Origin of the sequence: Paenibacillus favisporus (genome assembly GCF_040545415.1) — a bacterium.
Classification (GTDB): Bacteria; Bacillota; Bacilli; order Paenibacillales; family Paenibacillaceae; genus Paenibacillus_AQ; species Paenibacillus_AQ favisporus.
Genome location: NZ_JBEPLV010000001.1, coordinates 1692291 through 1712488 on the forward strand (window position 1 = coordinate 1692291; position 20198 = coordinate 1712488).

Genomic DNA, 20198 nt, shown 5'->3' on the forward strand with positions numbered 1-20198 from the left:
GTTTCCAGCCGATTCCGTTTTTATGCCTTGAGCCTTCCGCGCTACGAAAGTCCGGACATCAAGAAAATCCACTTTACATCAATTTATTCCGATTGATCCCCCGACTGAAATCGCTTAGCATGATTCTGAGCGCGTCCAATAGCGTGAGTCTCGAACAGCCCACGCCCGCACTCGACACAAATCAAGTGATGCGAAAGGGATTAGAAATAGGTACGTAAGTTGATCAAGGAGGAGCAACCGAAATGGAGAGGATGTTTCAAAACCACGAAGTCCGCGTCAGCCGCACTATAGAAGGCACCTGGGATTTTACCGTCGTCGACGAACCCGATTTGTCCGTCCAGGCCGGTCAGTCCTTCCCCTACCGGATGGCGGTGCCATCCTGCTGGGAGACGCATCCCGATTTCAGTACATACCAAGGCGTTGGCGCCTATCGAACGATCGTAAATATCCGGAGGGAAGCATCTGTCCGGCTTATTTTTAAAGGGGTAAGCCACACGGCCCACATCTACTGGGACGGGGTAAAAGTTGAGCAGCATTATAACGCCTACACTGCGTTTGATGTGGTCATTCCGGATGTACGGCCGGGTGAGCATACGCTGATCGTCGCAGCCGACAACCGTTTCAGCGAAGCATCCGCCTTGCATATTCCAAACGACTATTACACCTACGGGGGGATCATCCGCCCAGTGGTCCTTGAGGAGCTGTATAGCCCTTACGTGAGGCAGCTTTATTTCACACCTGAATATAAAAGCGGCGTATGGAGTGCCGAGGTCTGCGCAGTCGTCAGCAATCCGAATGACATGGAGCGAACGGTCAAGGTAATCGGTACTCTCGCAGGAATCGATTTTTCGCTTGGAACCGTCACCTTGGCGGCAGGGGCCGAAAAAAAGCTGCAGAAGTCGTTTGCCTTTCCGGACGTTTCTTCCTGGTCGCCGGAAGAGCCATCGCTGTATCAGCTTCATGTCCGGCTGTACGAAGACAAGGATGCGGGTAGCTCGCCTCTTGATGATCTGATCGAACGGGTCGGATTCCGGACGGTGACCACCCGAGACGGCAAACTTCAGGTGAACGGCAAAGATGTGGTACTCCAAGGCTTCAACCGGCATGAAGATCATCCGATGGCCGGAGCGGCTCTTCCCGTATCTTTGATGCTGCATGATCTCGACCTGATGCGTGATATGGGTGCCAACTCTGTCCGGACGAGCCATTATCCGAACGACGAACGTTTTCTGGATTTATGCGACGAGCTAGGTTTCCTGGTGTGGGAGGAAAATCATGCGAGAGGCTTGTCCTTGGAGCAAATGCGCAATCCCAATTTCGTCTGGCAGTGCGAACAAGTCAACCGCGAAATGGTGGAACAGCATTACAACCATCCTTCGATTATCCTGTGGGCGATCCTGAACGAATGTGCCAGCGATACCGAGGAAGGACGTGAGCACTACAGCCGGCAGCTAGGGCAGCTGAGAGCGCTGGACGCCAGCCGTCCGCTGACGTTCGCTTCGCATCACAGGGAGCGGGAGCTCTGCTTTGATTTGGCGGATATCGTTTCCTTTAATCTTTATCCCGGCTGGTATACGGACGAGGATCCAAAGGCTCTCTGTGAACAGGCGCGGGCATGGGCCGACCGGGCCGGCGGCGCCGGCAAGCCGATGATCATGAGCGAGTTCGGCGGGGATGGATATTATGGTTTGCGCGACAAAGCGAGGGTGCGCGGCACGGAGGAGCGGCAGGCGGATATCATTGAAGCGAACCTGGCTGCATACACATCAAGCCCCTTCCTGTCCGGCATGTATATTTGGCAGTTTTGCGACTGCCGTGTCACCGATGCGACCGGCTGGCTGTTGTCCCGGGCAGGGGCCCAAAACAGCAAGGGCATCGTCGACCGGTATCGCAGGCCGAAGCTTGCGTACGATGTGGTTAAACGATATTTCAAGGGGTCGCAGAACGTTATATCGAATGAATCATGATGTTTGCACACTTAAAAAGGATGGGTATGTCCGGCACTGCACCGGGCATATCCATCCTTTGTTATTTTAAGATAATGAGTGGCTGAGCAGCCAGGTATACAATTCCTTGTTGGCGTAGGTCTCGGTCCATGAGTTGTGATTCGCGTCCGGATACACCGTAAATTTCACGTTCCCGCCGATCCCTTCCAGCGCCTTCACAATTTGTTCGGATTCCGATAGCGGAACGACATCATCCTTAGCCCCATGGAAGGCCCAAATCGGGATATCCTTGATCTGCTCGGCATATTTCGGTTCCATTCCTCCGCAAATCGGGACGACAGCCGCCCATTTATCTGGATACATCGCAGCCAGCTGCCATGCACCGTAACCGCCCATACTTAATCCCGTTAAATAAATACGCTTTGGATCCACGCGGTAGTGATCCTCCACCTCCTCAAGGAGAGCCATCAAGGCGTCTTCCTCCATCGCCCAGAACGAGTCTTCCGGGCATTGAGGTGAGATGGCGATGAACGGAAACTGCGGATCCTGATCCGCGATCTTCGGAATGCCATGCACCTTGACCAGCTCCACATCGCTCCCGCGCTCCCCCGAACCGTGAAGGAAGAGGATGAGCGGCCATTTTGTCTCAGGCTCGCTTTCATAGGCTTCAGGCAGGTGCAGCAAATAGTCCAGTTTGACCCGCTTCGTAATTTCTATATCCAGCCTCTTGGCACTTTGACTCATACTCTTGTTCCCCGCTTTCGATTTATGTATTGGTTCCTCGGCTCCCTGAAATGCCCGAACGGTGAACCTGCGCTTTCATCGTGATCGAAGTTCCGGACATGCCGACCTCCGTGAACCCAAATCGTTCATACAGCTTCATCGCACGGTTTCTGGGGTCCACGCTTAAGGATACGGACGGTATCCCTGCAGCGAGCAGCTCCTCGAACGCCCGCTGCATAAGCAGGGTTCCAATCCCCTTGCCGCGGTGTTCCGGCAGGATGGCCATGCCCAGCTCCGGCGTATTCTCGTCCACATACCCGTATCCGGGATGTTCCGGATCAAACAACCGGAGCGTGATCGATCCCAGCCGCTCTCCTTCGCTGGAGACGGCAATGAAGGCCATGTCGCCTTCCTTTCCCCAATCGTCCAGGTACTTCGATATTTCAGGGCGTGCAAGGATATCGCGGGATAATGGTGGCTCCCCTTCCGGCGTGTACATGGAAGCGAACAGCATTTCCCACAGAAACGGGAGATCCGAAGCCTCCGCCGGCCGGATGTTAATCGTTTCAGGCATATCTTCACCTCCATCATTGTAGGAGTTAAATAAGTTGAAACATCGAAATGGTTTATTGGTACACTCCGTATTCTTTAGTTCAACTTATATAACGCTCGATTTAAGAGATCTGCATTCCAAGTTCAACATAACAGATCGCTGAATCGCTGGTCAATTGTGGAAATGTATCCGCTTTAAATTATGCTTGAAATCCTAACTGGATGAACTATAATGAACATTATAGAACTGATATAAACCATTATGAACCTATGGAGGTACGAACATGGAAATTAGATACGCATCCCATCCCCAAGAAGTGAAAGCGTTTGATACGGCTCGCCTGCGTCAGGAATTTTTAATCGAGTCGATGTTTGTAGCGGATCAGCTCACGCTCTATTACACGCATGTCGATCGTTTCATCGTCGGCGGCGCGGTTCCGGTAAATCAGAGCGTCAAGCTCGAAGCCGACCCGAAAACGATGGGTGCCGATACGTTCCTGGAGCGCCGCGAGATCGGTATCATCAATGTCGGAGGACCGGGTACAATCAGCGTCGACGGCACGGACTATTCCATCGATTCGAAGGACTGCCTATACGTGGGACTCGGTGCCAAGGAAGTGGTGTTCAGCAGCAGCGACAAAGCCAATCCGGCTAAATACTACCTGAATTCCACGCCTGCCCACAAAGCTTATCCGACGGTGAAGGCGGCCATCAGCGAAGCTTCTCCGAACAACCTGGGCAGCTTGAGCAATTCCAATGAGCGCACCATCTACCGTTATATCCATACCGGCGGAATCCAAAGCTGCCAGCTCGTCATGGGCATGACGCTCTTGAAGCCGGGCAGCATGTGGAACACGATGCCGTGCCATACGCATAACCGCCGTTCGGAAGTTTACTTCTATTTCGACATGCCGGAAGACGGCAACGTCTTCCACTTCATGGGTGAGCCGCAGGAAACCCGCCACCTCGTCGTCCGCAACGAACAGGGTGTTATTTCCCCAAGCTGGTCCATCCACAGCGGCGTTGGAACAAACAGCTATACCTTCATTTGGGGCATGGCCGGCGAGAACCAAATCTTTGAAGATATGGACCCTGTCGGCATGGATGAATTAAAATAAGATAAAACTCGAACGAATGGATGAATAACCAATGAACCCTTTACGCCGCTACGAAAACATCATGGAACTGCTCCTGGCCAAACAGGAGGTGACGGTTGCCGAATTGAGCGAACGGCTGAACGTCACCGGCAAGACGATCCGCGAGGATCTGGCCAAGCTGGAGGACAAAGGTCTGCTTCAGCGGGTGCATGGCGGAGCGATTCTGGCGCAAAGCGACCAGCTCGGCATTTTGTCCACCAAGGAACCGCTGGCGCGCCACGCTTCGGAGAAGGCGGATATTGCCCGCCTGGCCCTATCGCGCATCGAACCGAATGACGTCATCGCGCTGGACGGCGGCAGCACGACGCTTGAAATCGCCAAGGCGCTGGACAACCAGCCCCTGACCGTCGTCACCAACGATGTCCACATCATTTCGGAACTTGCCCGCAAGGACGCCATCCGGCTTGTCGTCCCCGGAGGCTACCGCGTGCGGAACATGCTGGCGGGGCCGGAAGCGGTGACCTATGTTCGGCGGCTGAATATCCACAAGGCGTTTTTGTCGGCAACGGGCCTGCATCCCGAAGACGGACTGACGATCTACACCGGAGAACTTCTGGACATCAAACGGGCGCTCCTCGAGACCGCGCGTACCTGTTACGCTGTGGTGGACCATCACAAATTCGGACAAAGCGCCCTGCTGACGTTTGCGAAGCTGAACGAAGTCGAAGCGATCCTTACCGACTCAGGGTGCAGCCCTGAATTCGCTGATGCCGTTCGCCAAGCGGGCGCCCGTCTCGAAGTGGCGAATGCGCAGTGAAGCATCCAACCTATCCCATGCAAAGGACTGATATACGATGTTTGATTTGACGGGTAAAATCGCCCTGGTCACCGGCACCTCCGGCGGCCTGGGACAAGGCATGGCCGTTGGCCTGGCGGAAGCCGGCGCCTCGGTCGTATGCATCTCCTCGACGAACAGTGACCGGACGGTCGAGGAGATCCGCAAGCTTGGCGGGAAGGCGGAGCAAATTTCCGCCGACTTAAGCGACACGGACGCCTTGGATCAAGTGTTTGCGCAGGCGCTTTCCTTCTATGGCGGCATCGATATTTTGGTGAACAATGCCGGTATCATCCGCCGTACGCCGGCAGCGGATCATGCGCGCCAGGATTGGAACGACGTGATCAATTTGAATCTGAACACCGTGTTCTTCCTAAGCCAGCTCGCCGGACGCCACATGCTCGAGCGCGGCAGCGGCAAAATCATCAATATTGCGTCCATGCTTACTTTTCAAGGAGGCATTAATGTGCCGGGATATACGGCGGCGAAGCACGCGGTTGCCGGAATCACCAAAGCGCTTGCCAACGAGTGGGCTGGTAAAGGCGTCCAGATCAATGCCATTGCCCCCGGGTACATGGAGACGAACAATACGGCGCCGATCCGCTCGGACGAGCAACGTCTCCAATCGATTACGGACCGGATTCCGGCAGGCCGCTGGGGCACGCCGGAAGATTTGAAGGGTCCGGTTGTCTTCCTCGCTTCCCAGGCATCCGATTATGTCAACGGCCACGTCCTCTGCGTCGACGGAGGATGGTTGGCTAGATAACGGCATAATCAATAAAAGCTGCGCATTACAGAAAGGGAACCGTTCCCTTCCTCTGAAATGCACAGCTTTTTTATATGCTGAAGTCTCCCACTTTAACAGCATGCTCGAATTGTTTCCGAATGGAGCCATTTTCGAGATTCTGACCATGGAAGCTCTTCCGCCTTTCATTTTCATCATATGTGCCAGCATGACATCGCCAGGCAGGCTGAATCATCCGGATTTGTCCGCTCATCAGACGTAACAATGTTTCGAAAAGATGTACCGATGGGCTAAACAAATGGTTTATTATAAAAATGATAGTTTATCGATAAATTCCCCCTCCTCCTTCCCTTCGACATGTTGCGCGATGATGGCGCTTTTTATCGACAAAACGACAAACCGTGCTGAAAATACCTATTAGCCCGTAATTGTCCACATAATGGAACATAACAATGTTGCGTTATAATAAACAAGCATCCATAAAAAAGCGACCTGCCGCAGGGAATTTCCCCCGAAGCAAATCGCCTTTTGAACTTTCATATTATGTTCATGTTCAACCTCCAGCCATAGGAGACGTCATTGTCAGCCTAAGTACGGAGTAACTAACTTCCTTACCCGATCAATGCCGTCCCACATGTCGCCGGGACCATCATAGACGATCGTAATCGGTCCTTCATACCGATGCTCCTTCACCAGCTCCATGCACGAAATAAATTCCGCATCGTCGAGGTTACCCTGTTCGTCCTGCTGCGCTTTGGCGTGGATGGATTCGCTTCTGGCAATCGTTCTGGACAATTCCTGCAGCTTGGTCGGCCCCTTAAAATTGCCGAAATCCGACGTCAATCCTAGCTGGTTGCCGCAGGCATCCAGCAAAGCCAGGCAGTTGTCCGCCGTGGAGGTCATTGCATGAAAATTCTCGGTGACGATGCGGACCTGTTTATCCGCCGCGTAATCGATCAGCCGCTGGAGCTGGCTGGCGGCGAGCTTGAGCGCTTCGGCATCGCCGGGATCGGCATCGCCGCCGATAATCCGGATCCGTTCAGCACCCGCAGCAGACGCAATATCGATCCAGCGCTGCAGCCACTCCATATCTGCCTCACGGCGCGTTTCATCCGGATTCGTGATGTCGCCGTAATCGGCAAGCAGCGTATAAAAACGCATCCCCGCCTGCTGAATCGCCTCACGAAGCTCTTGAAGATAGCTGCTGCTCGTGTCCTTGAAATGAAAGTGGCAAATTTCCATCGTGGTGAAGCCCTTGTCTCTCAGCACAGCCGGCAGTTCAAGCAGTGAGAGCTTCTCCGGCTGCTCCTCTACCCGGGTGACATGTTCCTTCCGCTCATCATCCCACTGCGTCCAGCGCAGCGGTCCCAGATTACGGTGCAGACTCCACGTCGTCAGCGATAAATTTGGCATCCAATCCCCACACTTTCCTGTAGTTGCTGCCCGTATTGTGAAATATGGTAAAACCCATATTAACCCCTTAATCCATAAGGAATCGGGCAGTTCGATCGCGTTCCTAATGCGGTGTTAGCATAGGGTCTGACGATAAGACACGTTTGTGGACGATGCCCTGCCGCCCCAAAACCCACCTCAACCTGAAAGCGATTGCATCTCCCCTAATACTGTAACTTCCGATTAGCATTGTCAATACAGGCTCGCGACATTTCAAAAAAAGGAGGGGATACGCTCAGGTGGCGTCATGAAAAATAACACCGAGCGTATACCGAATACCAGTCTGTACCGTGCTCACCCCGTGACGGAGCGTGGTTCGGTAATAGCCTTTAGTCCCTTGAACCGGCCGGTAGTTCGTCGGGAAAATCAGCCCTTCACCCTGCTCGAGCGTGACCACATGCCCCCGGCTCTGCGCCCGCGGACGCTGCTCTACCAGCAGAAACTCTCCGCCGGTGTAATCCTGCTGCCTTTGATTCAGGGCGAACACGACTTGAAAAGGAAAATACGCTTCGCCGTACAAATCCTGATGCAGGCAATTATAGCCCCCGGCTTCGTACTTCAGGATCAGCGGAGTAGGCCGCAGCTGGCCTTGCCGATGGCACTCTTCCAAAAATTCGTCAAGGGACGCCGGATACCCCGCATCCATGCCGAGCTGCTCATGCCAACGGTTGGCGGTCCGGGATAGCTCCGGGTACAGGTATTCCCTGAGCTGCTGGACCGCCGCAGGCAGCGGGCGGTCATAGTATTTATATTCTCCGCTGCCGAAGCGATACCGGGCCATCGAAATCGTGCTGCGGAACAGTTCTTCGCTTGCGTAAGTTCCAATCAGTTCTTCGCATTCTTCCGGAGTTAGAATGGCAGGCAGCTTGGCATACCCTTGATCGTCTAACGTCTTCCGAAGCGCGCCCCAGTCCACCCCCTGAATCCGCTCCAGGAATCTAGCTGGCATGATGCGGTCCCCTAACCGGGATGGACTGACCCGCTTCGAGAGCAAGCAGCCTCTGCTTCATATCGAGGCCGCCGCGGTATCCCGTAAGCGCTCCATTCTTTCCGATGACACGGTGGCAGGGCACCATGATCAGCACCGGATTGGCTCCAATCGCCGCGCCAACGGCCCGCACCGCAGCCGGGCGTCCGATCTGGTGTGCGATCTCGGAATAGGTTGTGGTCTGCCCATAAGGAATGGAGCAGAGTGCCTGCCATACCTCCCGCTGGAACGGGGTTCCCCGGTCGTCCATCGGAATCGTAAATTCTTCTCTTGTTCCCTGGAGATATTCAGCGATCTCCGTAAGGTAAGGAAGCATTGTCACTTCATCACGAACCCATTCATGGTTCGGATAACGCTGCGCCGCCCAGGCTTCAAGTTCATCAAACGAACCGTCGTGGGAACCGACATAACCGAGCCCTTGGGCCGTAGCGGCTGCATAAAGGCTCCAGCCGTCTCCGTCGAGCCTGTCCCAATACAGGGTTACCAAGTCAGTTTTGCTTGCCGTGATCATGTTCATATTCATATGTTTGCACCTCCAGGGCAGCACCGTGCTGCCTTATTTGCCGGAATTCCAGCGGCGTTTGGCCCGTCATTTTTTTGAACAACGTAATAAAATACGGGACATTCGAATTCCCGACCCCCGCGGCAATCTCCGTGATGGATTGGTCCGTGTGGGCCAGCAGGTGTTTCGCTTCCTTTATCCTTTTGCGCTGGATATATTCAACCGGGCTGATACCCTGCACCCGCTTAAAGGTCCGCTGCAGATGAAAGGGGCTTCCGTGACAGACATCAGCCAAATGTTCCAAAGACAGCTTATCCCGAAAATGACGGTCGATATAATCGGTGATTTGGTTCACCCATTCCTGATCGGGCAGCTTCTCGCCGGTCGGCTTGCACCGCTTGCACGGACGGAAGCGGGCCGCCAGCGCCTCTTCCGCATGTTGAAAGATCCGTACATTCTCCTTATTAGGCGGTCTGGATTTGCAGGAAGGCCGGCAAAAAATCCCCGTCGTGCTGACCCCGTAAAAGAAACGGAAATCATACGCCGCATCGTTGGAAACAATCGCCTGCCACTTTTCCTCCGGAATATCCTCTTTTATCCGGCGCTTTATCTCGGTTTGGTCCATATCCCGGTCATTCCTGTGATCCTTCATCTGCCTCACCTCCACCCCCAGTATACCCTTCTTTGAGCCGTTTGGGATGAAGTTGGGAATGTAAAAGCAAGATAACGAAATGAAAGCGTCCAGGTTTCGGTATACACTGGTAAGGTAAGCAAGATGCAAAGGAGGACCTCTTATGTCTACAACATGCCGACAAGAGACGATGCATTCGGTCTGGGATGCTCCTTATTTTACGGGCGTCACCACAATGAACATTTATTGCACCCCGTGGTGCGGCGGTCATCCTAAACCTGAAAATACAATTCGCTTCCATACCCGGGAAGAAGCCGAGCTTGCGGGGTACCGGCCATGCAGAAATTGCTGCTCCACCCTTCCCCGCGGCTCCTGGGAAGACCATAAGCACGAGATCAAGCTCTTCGTCCCTGCTGAATTCAATTTCGAGGAAAACGTTAAATATTTGCTGCGCTCCTCCAATGAATGTCTGCACCGGATCGACAACAACCGGATTTACAAAGCGCTGTCCGTCGCAGACGAGACACCAGTGATCGAAATCCGTACCGGAGACTGCCGGGAGCTGGTAGTCCGTTTTCTTGGTGATACGGCCCCTTCCCGCAAATGGGTACGCGCCGAGGTGGCCCGTTATGTGCGGGAGTGGTTCGATCTGGACCGGGATATCGTCCCCTTCTATCGTTTGGCCGAATCCGATCCCCTCTTGAAAGGTCCTGTGCAGTCCTTCCGAGGCTTGCGGACCGTGGGCATCCCCGACTTGTTCGAGGCCGTCACCTGGGGAATCCTTGGGCAGCAAATCAACCTGACCTATGCCTATACGCTCAAAAGACGCCTGGTGGAGAACTTCGGAAGAAGTGTGGATTGCGAGGGAGAAACGTACTGGATTTATCCGACACCGGACAAAATCGCGGCATGTTCTGTTGAAGATCTTGCCGTGCTGCGGATGACCGTCAAAAAATGCGAATACCTGATCGATACCGCAAAGCGAATTGCCACCGGTGAGCTCAGCAAGCTGGGACTGCTTCAAACCGGAAGCCATCAGGCAGCTGAAAAGATGCTGACGAGTATCCGGGGGATCGGGCCTTGGACGGCGAACTACGTATCCATGCGGTGCCTGCGGTTTCCGTCGGCGTTTCCAATCGACGATGTCGGGCTGCACAACGCCATGAAGCATATTTTGGGAAGAGACAGTAAGCCGTCCAAGGCGGAAATCCGGCAGTTGTCCGCAGGCTGGTCGGGCTGGGAGTCATACGCCACCTTTTACCTGTGGAGAGTCTTGTATTAGGGTGCGCCAACAAATTAACGCTATAAAAACCGCTAAGCCATCGCAGATGATCGGCTTAACGGTTTTGTTTTTTTACTCTAAGACCAACGCAGATTGGCTAAAGTTCCTGCCAAAATATCTTACATCATATTTCTAATTTTCGAAAAATTCCTTTGCATATTCTACAACGCCATGGACATCGGTAAGACCACCCTCAATAAGCTCAACAGCCATGAAATGATCGTCAGAAACGTCGAATGGCGCTTTAACGCCATATGAATTGGCTTTCTTATAGCCAAATTTCGGATAATATTTGTCATGACCCATAACGACAGAACCCTTATAACCACGCTGTGCAGCGATTTTGTGGCCTTCCATAATCAGCAACTTCCCAATGCCCTTGCTTTGCATTTCTGGTAATACAGCAACAGGTGCTAGGGCAATCAGCGTATGATTCCCCACTTTTATTTCCGTAAAAAGAATATGACCCACGATTCTGTTCCTGCATTCGGCTACAAGGGACAATTCCGGAACATAGCTCGCCGAATTTCTAAGCCTTTTTACCAAATGATGCTCATCGTGGTCTGAATAGTAAGCATCTTCAAATGCTTTTTGAACGACATCGTAGACTTCGTTAATGTCTTCAAGTTTTTCTTGTCTAATGATAACATTCATGGGATTACCCCCTTGTTGATGATGATGCCGCTACATGCTGTTAATCATCATTTTAACGCTTTACAAAGAAAAAAGTGAATACGGTCAATAGACTGTACCCACTTCTATGATCGATTATAAACGCTAGACATTCTTGTGAAAAGCAATATACCCTCTTGAAATGTTCTATGATCAAATTATCTTAAATAGACGGGATTGGTCAGGCAGGTCATCACCTGTGCCCCCAGTTCCCCTATATCGCGTCTGGCCTCCATCCGGTAAAAGAGCCGGTCTTGGGGCAGCTCGCAGGTCAAGGTTAGCTCGTCATTCGCTGCCGTCCACTGCCGCTCCAATCCCCGGTCGGACCACAGGCTGATTTGATCTCCCTGGGCACGGCGGATCACGGCTTCCATCACAACAGTCCCACGCTCAGAGTTCCGCTGTACCTGATCCCCGGCGTAAGTGCCATTGATCTGAAAATCGATAAACGTGGAGTCCGGATCAAGGGTCAGCACCACATTTCCCCGGCGAATCCCTTCCAGAATTCCGGCTGCGGTCAGTGACTCCGACCGCACGTGCGCGGTCGGCCGTCCATGCTGAACCCATGGATGGGGACCGTGGAAATCGCTCCCTCCCACAGCCACGATCCGCCGGCCTTCGGCCAGGCGCTCCTGCCACCAGCTTACCGCCGTTTCGTTCAGCTCGCGCCACGGGCCGTTCCACACCTCGATCGCATCGAACGGAACGTCAAAGCCGAATTCCCACGGGCAATCCGGGCAGAAAGGATGATTCAGCACCGCAAGCGCTCCCTTTTCCCTTCCTTTGGCCAGCTGTTCCGAAGCTTGTTCCACCGTATACACCCTGAAGTCCTCCAGCGCATCCAGCCGTCCGAGCAAATTCGCATGACCCTTATAATTGGTCATCTCGACGCCTGGGATGAGCAGCAGCTCTTCCGTCTTCACCAGGGTGTTCCGGTTTTGGGAGAACGTATTATGGTCGGTCATGGCGAGAAAGGCAAGCCCTTTATCCAGACACGAGCGGGAAACCTCGCCGACGCTGTGTTTGCCGTCGCTGTAATAGGTGTGGGCATGCAAATCGCCTGGAATCCACCGTTTATGCTTGAGCTGGATCTCGATGGAGACCGAAACCTCCGTTCCTTCATCCGGCACTTTGTAGGCTCCCAGCAGCACGGCCCACTCTCCTGAGGCGATATCGCCCGAGGCATATCCGGGGGTCGCGGTTTCCAGTCCGACGAACATTTCGGTTCTGGCACCGCCGCTCCAGCCGACGATCCGCTCCGGGGAACGCAGGCCGAGGTCAATCACCGTCTTCCCGTCAGCGCGGTCGTATTGGTAAGCGACATGGATCCGTTCAGCATCAGCTGGAACGTGAAAGCGCACTTCCAGGTACGTTTTCTCCTCTTCGGGAGATATGTTCACTTGCCGCCCGATCGTTACGACCGGCAAAGGTTCCGTCTTATTCATATGTGCCTGCATGTCGTGTTCCCCCTCTTTCATCCTATTATTCTTTCGTGGCACCCAGCATGATCCCTTTCATAAAGAACCGCTGCACAAACGGATAGATGACGATCAGCGGCAGAATGGCGATCATGATTCCGGCCATTTTTACATTCGTGGTGATGAGGTAGTTGCTGGAAGACGTGCTTGAATCGATAATCATGGCTTTCAGAGCTACCTGCAGCGTATATTTCGAGCTGTCATTGATGAAAATCAGCGGTGCCGTGAACATGTTCCATCGTCCCACGAACTCAAACAGCGTCACCGTAGCCAATCCGGCGGTCGCCAGCCTCATATAAATGGCCGCGAAGATCCAGAAGTCGCCCGCACCGTCGATTTTGGCGGATTCCGAAATTTCGTAGGGGATGCTCATGAAGAAGTTCCGCATCAGCAGGATCGAAAACCCCGATACGAGTCCGGACAGCACCAGCACCGTCAGCGTGTTGATCAGGTGGAAATCCTTGTTGACCACATACAGCGGGATCAGCACCGCCTCTTGCGGAATCATCATCGTAATCAGGATGAAGGTGATCATCAGCCGTTTTCCCGGTACCCGTGGATGGATCAGCACATAGCCCGCCAGCGACGACAGCAGCACATGCAGCAGCGTTCCGAAGACCGTCACGATCGTACTGTTCAGGAAAGGTCTCCACAGATCCAGACTGTTCCAGATCGTGCGGTATCCATCCAAGCTGAATTCTTTGGGAAACAGGATGATATCCGGCCGCATGGACGCAACCCCGGAGGACAGCGAGAGCGATATGACGTTCAGGAAGGGAATGATCATCGTCAGCATCAGGCAGATAATGAACAAGGCGTTGAGCCAATCGAACACCGTCATCCGCTTCGCGTTCAAACCGTAATTCGCGTGTCTCATCATCTATTCCACCTCGTCAAATCGGGTTAGTGTCCGCACGGCAAGCGTCAAAATCAGCGTAAAGACCAGAACGAAAAAGCTCGCGGCCGCACCCACGCCAACCTGCATCTCCATAATGCCCTTCTGAAACGTGTACATCATCAGCACATCGACATGGGAAGAAGTCGACGGATTGCGGAGGACAAAGACCTGGTCGAAGATCCTCAGCACCCCGAGCGTATTCAGCAGGATAATGACTTTCATCGTTCCTTTCAGCTGGGGAAGTGTCACGAATCGCACAAGCTGCCACCTGGTAGCCCCGTCCATGCGGGCTGCTTCGTACAAGGACGGATTAATCGAAACGATCGCGGCAAGAAACAGGATACAGCTGTAGCCCATGTCCTTCCATGTGGAGACCAGGATCATGACCCATCTCGCCCAGGTGGACTCGGCCAGAAAATGGATAGGTTCGATGCCGGCCACCTTGTGAAGCACCAAATTGACGATACCGGTGTCGGGCGAAAGGAGGAAGATCCACATTCCCCCGATCACGACCCAGGACAGCAAATGCGGGATGTAGAGCAGCATCTGCGCCGTTTTTTTAAACCATGCCGTCATGACTTCATTCAGGGATAAAGCGATGACCAGGGGGGCGACAAATCCGAAGACCAGAATGCCTCCCCCGATCACCACCGTATTGCCCAGTGCTTTCCAGAAAAACGGATCATGCCACACTGCCGCATAATTCGCAAATCCGATATAGGGACGTTCGCCCATCAGCTTGTAGTCCTGAAAACTGATCTGCAGTCCCCGCGCGAGCGGATAATAACCGTAAATGATAAAGTAAATGACGACGGGAAGCATCATGGCATAGAGTACGCCGTATTTACGAATCGCTCTCATCTTGTCTAACTTCACATCCTATCGGGTAAAATCAAACCGCGGGAGCTATTCGTCGATCAAATTCGCGCTCTTCAGTTCCTCCCGCATTTTCTTGACGGCATCGGCGGCGGGCATTTCCCCGGACATGGCTTTCAGCGCGTAATTTTGTACGATTTTTTCCGCGTCCGGCCAGCCTGGAAGGGCTAGTTCAAGCGTCGCATGCTGTTTGACCAGTTCTTGGGCGGCCTCGACGCCCGGCAGTTTGTCAAACGGGGACTTGACGTTTTCGTTGTACCAGAACGGCACGCCATGGTCCATGTTGTGCTCCTTGCCCTCTGCCGTCAGCGTATATTGGCCGCCGCTCTCGGTATAATCGACGTCTTTAATACCAAGGCTGCCGAGGGTGATGCCGTCCTTGGAGTTCCAGAACTCCAGGAATTTCTCTGCCGCTTCTACATGCGGCGCATTTTGCGGCACGATCCAGAAGTCGGGGTCGCCCCGGCGCATCAGGATGTTGCCGTCCGGACCGGCGGCGCTGGCGATCGCTTCCGCCTGGAACGTTGTATTCGGATCCTGCTCTTTACGCAGGTTGTTGAACATGCCAACCCAGGCATCCCAGTACGTCACCATGCCGACCCGGTCGGTCAGGAACAGGTTGCGCATTTTGCCTGTATCGTTCGTTACGAAGTTTGGATCCATGATGCCTTCCTTGACCAGCTTGGCAAACCATTCATACATCGGAATCGCTTCGTCGGAAGCATACGGGATCGTCCGCTTGCCGTCCTTCATCACATAGCGGTACTTCAAACCGGCCGCACTCATGAACCCCTGAATGTCATATAAGCCGGACGTGCTCAAGCCGTAGGTGTCGTTTTTGCCGTTGCCATCCGGATCCTGCTCTTTAAAAGCTTTTAGCACCTGATAATATTCGTCCAGCGTTTTCGGCTCCTGCAGATGCAGCTTATCCAGCCAGTCCTTACGGACGATCGGCATCGTGCCGCCCTGGAATTTCGTGAAGACGGCATGGATTTTGCCATCCTTGTCTTTCAGCTGATCCCATTCAGCGGTGGGAATCACCTTCGGATCAGAGAGCGTGCTCGACCCCTTAACAAAATCGCTTAGATCCGTCACCGCACCCTGCCCGACAAATTGATCCAGCTTGCCAAGATCGCTGAGCTCGATCAGATCGTATTTCTCGCCCGAACCCAGCACGGTCAGCACTTTCTGGTCGTAGTCGCTCGCCGGCTTTTCGATCGTCACGTCAATGCCGGTTAACCGCTTAATCTCAGCCTCGAACTGTTTCATCTCATCCGGAGTTTTCCCGCCGACGTTAGCGGAGAGAATGCGAAGCTTCATTTCCGGCTGTTTGCCGGTATCCGCTCCCCCTTCCGCCGCCTTACCCGTGTCGCCTCCGCCGCTACTGCATGCCGAGACCAGGAGTGAACCTGCCAGCAGGGTTGCCATCAAAATACCTGACTTTCTTTTCATTCAAAACACCTCCAACCATGATTTTTTTTAGATTATAGAATGATAAATTTTCAGCGGAGCTGAACGATTCTATAATCGCAAGAAAAACTTCCACTGGACGCGGTCTGTCTTCTTTGAAGGTACGTCGATAGACGTTTTTCTTATAGATAGCAATGTGTAAACGGTTTAATGGGTGCACGCGCAGGAACCGCGCTCCACCAGTTCGGACGGAAGGAGTATCCGCTTAACCCCAACTGCGCCGGCAGTCACCTGCTCGATCAGCAGGCGGGCCGCTTCCATGCCGATTGTTCTTGCATCCAGCCTCATCCCGGTTAACGGTGGATGCATCGCGGGCGGGAAATGGTCGCCTCCGCTGAAAGCGATAACGGAAAGATCAGCGGGAATGACAAGTCCAAGCTCTTCCGCCGCTTGATAAATGCCCATAGCCATCGATTCGTTGTCCGCCAGGATGGCGGAAATTCCAGAATGTTCGCGAAGCATCTGCAGGGTCATCTCGTATCCGAAGCGGATCGAGGTTCCATCGTCATCCGGCTTGTTCAGGATCAGTCCTGCCAGCGAATCCACACCGGATTCGCGGTGGGCCAAATAATAACCCAGCTCCCGATCCTCCGCCACGGTCCGGTCCTTCGCCGAGTTGAGAAACAAAATACGCCGGTGCCCTTGCGATAGAAGAAGCCTGACCGCTTTGGCGGCCGCCGCGATATTGTCGTTATCGACGGAGCATACCTGTCCGGCCCGTTCACCTGATGGGCGTCCTACCACAACGATGGGGACGTGTCTCTTCAGCCGGTCTTCAATTCGGGGATCGTCATGAATCGGGTCGAGCAAAATTTCTCCGTCCACCGGATCTGAAGCGATAAGCTCCACCTGCTTCAGCAGGGAAGGCTGCAAAATGTTGATCAATATCCGGTAGCCATGTTCATAACAAACCTCCATCATGCCGTCGAGCAATTCGTGCTGGAACGCGTCCAGCGGCATTTTCTCGCTGCGCATGTTCAGCCCGATAATGTTGGTTTTCCGGTTTACGAGGCTCCTTGCCCAGTAATTCGGCCTGTAATTCAATTCCTCCGCCGCCTTAAGCACACGCTGCGTGACTTCTTTGCTGATGGGACGTTTCTTGCTGAACACGCTGGATACCGTACCTTTCGAAACCCCCGCAGCTTTTGCTACATCAGCAATCGTAACCACGTTCGCCTAATCCTCTCCTTCATGTCTTGGCTTGGAATTTGTCTCAAGTACAAGTCCTACATTAAACCGGTTTTGTTAAAAACGTTCCATGTTCATGAAATATGTATGTAAAACCTGAACATTCGATGATCAATTCCGGCATTAAACCGTTTTTTCTTGTCCAGCGGTTTGGCACATCCCGCTCCGCACGCTGGATTTCAGCACAAAAAAAACCCGCAAAGCGGGGTTTTGCATTGATGTCTTATTCAGATATGCTGCGGTTTACTCAACAAGCCGAAGCCCGATGACACAGCCGATGACGCCCATGATGCAAAACAGTCGAACCGGCGTTTTCGATTCCTTGAAAAACATCATGCCCACAACGGCCGCTCCAACCGAACCGATCCCGGTCCAGACCGCATAAGCCGTCGACAGAGGGATCGACTCGATCGCTCTGACCAGCAATGAAAAGCTTGCGATGAAACCGCCGATAAGAATGAGGTTGTTGGTCCAGTTATTATGTTCCGATACCCTTTTGATTCCGATCACGCCGACGATTTCAAGCAATCCGGCAGCAATAAGCAGCACCCAAGCCATTAGCTGTGTTCCTCCCCGCTGGTAAGTTTTAAACCGATGATAAACAGCAATAAGAGCAAAATAATGCCGACTTTCAGGAGGCCAATACCACCGGAATAAACAGCTTCCACAACCACGGTTCCGATCGTGCCGATCCCGGCAAAAACGGCGTAGGTTGTCCCGACCGGCAGAACCTTCGCTGCACGGATGACCAGCTCAAAGCTCGTCAGCAGGGCAATCAGTACGATGATGGAGGGAATCTCCACATATTTGAAGCCTGAAGCCCAGACGATTTCGAGGATTCCCCCGATCGCCACATAAGCCCACGCCTGGTTTTTGCTTAACGGTTTGCGCGGTTTCACGGGTTTCGCTGGCGTCGCGGTTTTTGCTTGCTCATTCATTTCGATCCCTTCCTTTCGCCTTATCCGTTTGCTGCTCTTGCTCGTGCCGCAAATACTCGTCGACGATGCGGTCGATGTAGTTTATCGTATCTTCATCCAGTCCGAGGACCTTTTCGCTTGCCCCGGCTTCGGGGCGAATCCACTCCCAATACTTCTCCAGCACGTCTTCCCGGCCATCAAACCACCCTTCGCCAATGGTCAGCAGCCGCTGTGCCAACTGTCTGGATGCCGGTGAATCCGGCGGCTCTTCGATGTGGCGATGAATGTCCCGCAGCAGGCCGATCCATTCATCCGACCGCGGATCATCCTCATCAATCTTCGGCAGCTTCTCGATAATCGGGAGCTCATCGGGAGCAAACTGCCGAACCCTGTTGTTCCGCTGGACGGATTTTGCTGCCGAGTCGGCTTCTCTTGAATGGAGCATCTGGATGAACAGGACCAGTTCTTCCACCGGCACGTCACCCCGGAGCTCGATCGTGCGCAGCGTCGTCAGCAGCCGGCGCTCGAGCAGCTCGAGGCGATGCTTTTCATCCTGGAGCAAATCAAGCTGCATCCGAATTGCGTGTGTCCATTTTTCGGCGTGAGACCCTCCGGCTTCTGCCTCTAAGACGTTTCGGATTTGTCCCAGTGTAAACCCAAGCTGCTTCAAAGTCGTAATGTGATGCAGCTTCATGATGTCGTCTTCGTTGTAGTACCGATATCCGGCATCAGATACGAAAGAGGGAGTCAGGATACCCATTTCATCGTAATAGCGCAGCGTGCGGATGGAGATACCGGCCTCCTTGGCCAATTGTCCAATTTTATACATCAACTTAAGCACCTCCCATATCCATACTAAACCCTCACGTATAGGTGAGAGTCAAGCACAAATACCGCTGGTTTCCCGACAAAAAAAGCACCCCTTATAGAGCATCGGAACAGCCCTGGCTGTCCAATGTCTGATAAGCGGTGCATTCGTGTACTTCGTAAGCTTTAATGACTCCCTCGAAAACCGGTTCGCCAAGAGGGGTACAGCGGTTTCCATCCCAGTCCGCGGGCTTTGGCATTTGCCGCACCACGTTCCCAAGGCTGCCCCTCACCTGCAGCGGTGTGCAGCAGGGAAACACCGACCGACTCTGCAAAAATCGGGAGCCAATCGGTACCCCGTGCCGGCTCGTCATCCACAATATTATAAGCACCGGACGGCCAATCCAGCGCTTGGCATGCGGCATGGGCGGCGTCCTCCACATGTACGAATGAGGAAACTCCTTTATTGGCAGACATTCGTCCTTCACGCACCTCTTCGGCCATATACCCGCCGCTCGTATACCATGTTCCGGGACCATAAAACAACCCGTAGCGAAGAATGACATGCTCCGGAATTTCCGCTGCGGTCTCCTCAAGTGCAGCAACGGCATCCACGGTACGTTTACGGGAAGGATCCGCAGATTCGACATCCAGAGGTACATTTTCGGTCGCCGGACCATTCCCCGGCTGATAAGCCCACGCAATGCTCTGGACAATGATTCGTTTCACGCCGGCTTCGCGGGCGGCATCGACCAAATGACGGGTTCCTTCCACCCGAATGCGGGAGTTTTCCGCGAAAACCCGGCTGCCGAGGGATGTCAGCTGGTGGATGACGACTTCCGGGCTTGTTTCGCGGACTGCTGCAAAAGTAGCATCCCGGTCAAATGCATCCGCGACGAGGGCTTTAGCTCCCAATGATTCAATGACTTGTATGTTTTCCGGCCGATGAGTCGTACCTGTCACCGTATGGCCGGCCTGGACCAGCCGTGGCACCAGCATACGGCCGACAGCTCCGGAAGCGCCTGCGATCAAAATATTCATGCGCCCTCTCCCCTTTCATGCATCGTAAATTCCATGACACGGCTATTGTAGCATGAGTCATTGACGGGAATAAGGGCCAATCCACAGCGGTTTGGAGC

At 53.5% G+C, this 20198-nt stretch carries 21 protein-coding genes; 5 read left to right on the forward strand and 16 right to left on the reverse strand.

Features of this window, described 5'->3' with window-relative positions:
- Positions 1-242 precede the first annotated feature (242 nt).
- On the forward strand, positions 243-1967 hold the full coding sequence (locus tag ABID47_RS07865) for a glycoside hydrolase family 2 protein (protein WP_354495588.1): 1725 nt from the start codon (positions 243-245) through the stop codon (positions 1965-1967).
- A 66-nt stretch (positions 1968-2033) separates the two neighbouring features.
- Here ABID47_RS07865 and ABID47_RS07870 read toward each other — a convergent pair whose 3' ends face one another.
- Positions 2034-2690, reverse strand: coding sequence for a carboxylesterase family protein (locus ABID47_RS07870; protein ID WP_354495589.1), 657 nt, complete (start codon positions 2688-2690; stop codon positions 2034-2036).
- Positions 2691-2712: 22 nt separating this feature from the next.
- On the reverse strand, positions 2713-3243 hold the full coding sequence (locus ABID47_RS07875) for a GNAT family N-acetyltransferase (RefSeq protein ID WP_354495590.1): 531 nt from the start codon (positions 3241-3243) through the stop codon (positions 2713-2715).
- A gap of 262 nt (positions 3244-3505) precedes the next feature.
- On the opposite strand from ABID47_RS07875, the gene kduI reads away from it, so the two are divergent.
- The 3 genes from kduI to kduD are packed head-to-tail and all read left to right on the forward strand — an operon-like array spanning position 3506 to position 5919.
- The gene (gene kduI / locus ABID47_RS07880) at positions 3506-4339 is read left to right on the forward strand and encodes a 5-dehydro-4-deoxy-D-glucuronate isomerase (protein WP_076165337.1); all 834 of its coding nucleotides are present in this window, start codon (positions 3506-3508) and stop codon (positions 4337-4339) included.
- Between the two features lie 31 nt (positions 4340-4370).
- Positions 4371-5135: a DeoR/GlpR family DNA-binding transcription regulator gene (locus ABID47_RS07885; RefSeq protein ID WP_354495591.1), complete on the forward strand. Its 765-nt coding sequence runs from the start codon at positions 4371-4373 to the stop codon at positions 5133-5135.
- A 37-nt stretch (positions 5136-5172) separates the two neighbouring features.
- The gene (kduD, locus tag ABID47_RS07890; protein WP_089547374.1) at positions 5173-5919 is read left to right on the forward strand and encodes a 2-dehydro-3-deoxy-D-gluconate 5-dehydrogenase KduD; all 747 of its coding nucleotides are present in this window, start codon (positions 5173-5175) and stop codon (positions 5917-5919) included.
- A gap of 561 nt (positions 5920-6480) precedes the next feature.
- On the opposite strand, the gene ABID47_RS07895 is transcribed toward kduD, so the two are convergent.
- From ABID47_RS07895 to ABID47_RS07910, 4 genes are all read right to left on the reverse strand, one after another.
- Entirely contained in the window at positions 6481-7311 is an 831-nt protein-coding gene (locus ABID47_RS07895; RefSeq protein ID WP_354495592.1) for a sugar phosphate isomerase/epimerase family protein, read from the reverse strand.
- 274 nt (positions 7312-7585) lie between these two features.
- Entirely contained in the window at positions 7586-8299 is a 714-nt protein-coding gene (locus tag ABID47_RS07900; RefSeq protein ID WP_354495593.1) for a 2OG-Fe(II) oxygenase, read from the reverse strand.
- Positions 8289-8861 carry a methylated-DNA--[protein]-cysteine S-methyltransferase gene (locus tag ABID47_RS07905; protein ID WP_354495594.1) on the reverse strand — a complete coding sequence of 191 codons (573 nt, stop codon included), beginning with the start codon at positions 8859-8861 and terminating at the stop codon, positions 8289-8291. Before ABID47_RS07905 ends, ABID47_RS07900 begins: the two co-directional genes overlap by 11 nt.
- A complete protein-coding gene (locus tag ABID47_RS07910; RefSeq protein ID WP_354495770.1) occupies positions 8827-9465 on the reverse strand; it encodes a bifunctional transcriptional activator/DNA repair enzyme AdaA in 639 nt (212 codons plus the stop codon). The genes ABID47_RS07905 and ABID47_RS07910 overlap by 35 nt, the downstream gene beginning before the upstream one ends.
- Before the next feature lie 169 nt (positions 9466-9634).
- On the opposite strand from ABID47_RS07910, the gene ABID47_RS07915 reads away from it, so the two are divergent.
- Entirely contained in the window at positions 9635-10753 is a 1119-nt protein-coding gene (locus ABID47_RS07915) for an Ada metal-binding domain-containing protein (protein ID WP_354495595.1), read from the forward strand.
- A 132-nt stretch (positions 10754-10885) separates the two neighbouring features.
- Here the strand turns inward: ABID47_RS07915 and ABID47_RS07920 are convergent, their stop codons facing one another.
- From ABID47_RS07920 to ABID47_RS07965, 10 genes are all read right to left on the reverse strand, one after another.
- The gene (locus tag ABID47_RS07920) at positions 10886-11407 is read right to left on the reverse strand and encodes a GNAT family N-acetyltransferase (RefSeq protein WP_354495596.1); all 522 of its coding nucleotides are present in this window, start codon (positions 11405-11407) and stop codon (positions 10886-10888) included.
- Between the two features lie 176 nt (positions 11408-11583).
- Positions 11584-12882 (reverse strand): CehA/McbA family metallohydrolase, encoded by a 1299-nt coding sequence (locus ABID47_RS07925; protein ID WP_354495597.1) that lies wholly within the window; start codon positions 12880-12882, stop codon positions 11584-11586.
- A 25-nt stretch (positions 12883-12907) separates the two neighbouring features.
- Positions 12908-13783, reverse strand: coding sequence for a carbohydrate ABC transporter permease (locus tag ABID47_RS07930; protein WP_244169143.1), 876 nt, complete (start codon positions 13781-13783; stop codon positions 12908-12910).
- Positions 13784-14662: an ABC transporter permease subunit gene (locus ABID47_RS07935; protein ID WP_105442891.1), complete on the reverse strand. Its 879-nt coding sequence runs from the start codon at positions 14660-14662 to the stop codon at positions 13784-13786.
- A 45-nt stretch (positions 14663-14707) separates the two neighbouring features.
- Positions 14708-16129 (reverse strand): extracellular solute-binding protein, encoded by a 1422-nt coding sequence (locus ABID47_RS07940; RefSeq protein WP_105442892.1) that lies wholly within the window; start codon positions 16127-16129, stop codon positions 14708-14710.
- Between the two features lie 165 nt (positions 16130-16294).
- Positions 16295-17317 (reverse strand): LacI family DNA-binding transcriptional regulator, encoded by a 1023-nt coding sequence (locus ABID47_RS07945; protein ID WP_354495600.1) that lies wholly within the window; start codon positions 17315-17317, stop codon positions 16295-16297.
- Between the two features lie 261 nt (positions 17318-17578).
- Positions 17579-17893 (reverse strand): DMT family transporter, encoded by a 315-nt coding sequence (locus ABID47_RS07950; protein ID WP_354495602.1) that lies wholly within the window; start codon positions 17891-17893, stop codon positions 17579-17581.
- The gene (locus ABID47_RS07955) at positions 17893-18273 is read right to left on the reverse strand and encodes a DMT family transporter (protein WP_212983820.1); all 381 of its coding nucleotides are present in this window, start codon (positions 18271-18273) and stop codon (positions 17893-17895) included. The genes ABID47_RS07950 and ABID47_RS07955 overlap by 1 nt, the downstream gene beginning before the upstream one ends.
- Positions 18266-19081, reverse strand: a complete 816-nt coding sequence (locus tag ABID47_RS07960) for a MerR family transcriptional regulator (RefSeq protein ID WP_354495772.1) — start codon at positions 19079-19081, stop codon at positions 18266-18268. Before ABID47_RS07960 ends, ABID47_RS07955 begins: the two co-directional genes overlap by 8 nt.
- A gap of 164 nt (positions 19082-19245) precedes the next feature.
- Positions 19246-20100 (reverse strand): NAD-dependent epimerase/dehydratase family protein, encoded by an 855-nt coding sequence (locus tag ABID47_RS07965; protein WP_354495604.1) that lies wholly within the window; start codon positions 20098-20100, stop codon positions 19246-19248.
- Between the last annotated feature and the right edge of the window lie 98 nt (positions 20101-20198).